Here is a 2,475-nt window from a genome sequence, read left to right on the forward strand (position 1 = left end):
GCCCACGCCTGCACCCGCGCCGCCGACCGAGGCCCCGCCGCAGCCCCGCCCGTATCCTCAGCAGCCGCCGCCGACCCCGGCGCCGCCCCCACCGAATCCCGGAGCCCCCGCGCCCCCGAAGCCGCCGGCCACCCTCGCTGATCGCATTGCCGACGAGAAGGCGCTGCGGCAGAGCACCGATCCGCAGATCCAGATATTGGCGCTGCAGTTCCAGTCCACCCGCTGCAACGAAGACGACATCCTGGCCGGCAATGACGACCCGAATCTGCCGCTGGTGACCTGCTCGACCGACCACACCCAGGCGTACCTGCTGGACAAGTCGATCATCAGCGGCGAACAGATCAAGGACGCCACCTCGGGCCTGGACCCGCAACGCGGTGAGTACGTCGTCGACCTGGAGTTCAAGCCCGACGCCGCCGACATCTGGGCGGACTTCACCGCGGCAAATGTGGGTACCCAGACCGCGTTCACGTTGGACTCACAGGTCGTCAGCGCCCCGGAGATTCAGGAAGCCATCCCGGGTGGTCGCACCCAGATCACCGGTCAGTTCACCGGCGATGAGGCGAAAGAGCTTGCCAATGTACTGAAGTACGGCTCGCTGCCGCTGTCGTTCGAGTCCTCGGAGGCCGAAACCGTCTCGGCCACACTAGGTTTGACATCGTTGGAGGCGGGTCTGTTTGCCGGTGCGGTTGGTTTAGCGCTGGTGCTGTTGTATTCGCTGCTGTATTACCGGGTACTGGGGCTGCTGACGGCGCTGTCACTGGTGGCTTCGGGCGCAATTGTTTACGCGCTGCTGGTGCTGCTCGGCAGATGGATCAACTACACGCTGGACCTGGCGGGCATCGCCGGTCTGATCATCGGCATCGGGATGACAGCGGACTCGTTCGTGGTGTTCTTCGAACGCATCAAAGACGAGATCCGCGAAGGTCGTTCGTTCCGCTCGGCGGTCCCGCGCGGTTGGGTGCGCGCGCGCAAAACGATCCTGTCCGGCAACGCGGTCACCCTCCTGGCCGCCGTGGTGCTCTACATCCTGGCCGTCGGCCAGGTGAAGGGCTTCGCGTTCACCTTGGGCTTGACCACGGTTCTCGACGTCGTGGTGGTCTTCCTGGTGACGTGGCCGCTGGTGTACCTGGCTTCGAAGTCGCCGATGCTGGCCAAGCCGGCGTTCAACGGCCTGGGCGTGGTGCAGCAGATCGCGCGCGAGCGACGAGCGTCCGTGCATGCGACGGGACGGGGATAGCCGATGGCTAAGCACAATTCCAACGTGACCGAATCGAGCGCCGTCGAAGCGCCCGGTCTCGAAACAGCGACGGCCGAAGCGCGGCACGGCTTCTTCGTCAGGCTCTACACCGGCACGGGGGCTTTCGAGGTCGTCGGGCGCCGCAAGCTGTGGTACTCGGTCAGCGGTTTGATCGTCGCGGTTTGCATCGCGAGCATGGTGCTGCGCGGTTTCGCGTTCGGCATCGATTTCGAGGGCGGCACCAAGGTGTCGATGCCCGCCGAAACCGCGACGGGCACCGTCAGCGTCCAGCAGGTCGAGGATGTCTTCAGCGACACGCTGGGCAAGGAGCCCGAGTCGGCGGTGGTCGTCGGCAGCGGCGGTTCCGCCACCGTGCAGATCCGGTCAGAGACCCTGACAAACGAGGAGACCGAAGAGCTGCGCACGGCGCTGGTCGACCAGTTCCAGCCGAGGGGGCCCGATGGCCAGCCCAGCAGGCTGGCGATCAGTGATTCGGCGGTGTCGGAAACCTGGGGCGGTCAAATCACGAAGAAGGCACTCATCGCGCTGGTGGTCTTCCTGGTGCTGGCGACGATCTACATCACGGTGCGCTACGAGCGGTACATGGCGATCTCCGCTATGGCGACCTTGATTTTCGACCTGGTCGTCACCGCGGGCGTGTACTCGTTGGTCGGGTTCGAGGTCACCCCGGCCACCGTCATCGGCCTGCTGACCATCCTCGGCTTCTCGCTGTACGACACCGTGATCGTGTTCGACAAGGTCGAGGAGAACACGCAGGGCTTCCAGCACACCACCCGAAGGACCTTCGCCGAGCAGGCCAACCTGGCCGTCAACCAAACCTTCATGCGGTCTATCAACACCAGCGTCATCTCGGTGCTGCCGATCATCGCGCTGATGGTGATCGCGGTGTGGCTGCTGGGGGTGGGCACTCTCAAGGACCTGGCCCTGGTGCAGCTGGTCGGCGTCATCGTCGGCACCTATTCGTCGATCTTCTTCGCCACCCCGCTGCTGGTGTCGCTGCGGGAACGCACCCAGCTGGTGCGCACCCACACCCGCCGGGTGCTCGACCGCCGCAAGGGCGCCGCCGACCGGTCCCGCGCGTCGGACGAGTCCGCCGATGAACCCGATGCCGAGCGGGACGCCGTCGGGGCCGCGCCCCCGGCTGCCGGCAGGCATTCGGCGCCCGACAAGCCCGCACCGGGCGCGCGTCCGGTCCGGCCGACCGCCTCCAGGAC

At 66.3% G+C, this 2,475-nt stretch carries 2 protein-coding genes; both read left to right on the forward strand.

Annotated elements, in window-relative coordinates; translation table 11 throughout:
* On the forward strand, nt 1-1,240 hold a 1,240-nt coding region (gene secD / locus ACRDU5_RS08445), incomplete at its 5' end, for a protein translocase subunit SecD (protein WP_526614031.1).
* A gap of 3 nt (nt 1,241-1,243) precedes the next feature.
* The coding region (secF, locus tag ACRDU5_RS08450; RefSeq protein ID WP_526614032.1) for a protein translocase subunit SecF at nt 1,244-2,475 on the forward strand (1,232 nt) is incomplete at its 3' end.

Source organism: Mycobacterium sp. (assembly GCF_050701515.1).
Lineage (GTDB): Bacteria > Actinomycetota > Actinomycetes > Mycobacteriales > Mycobacteriaceae > Mycobacterium.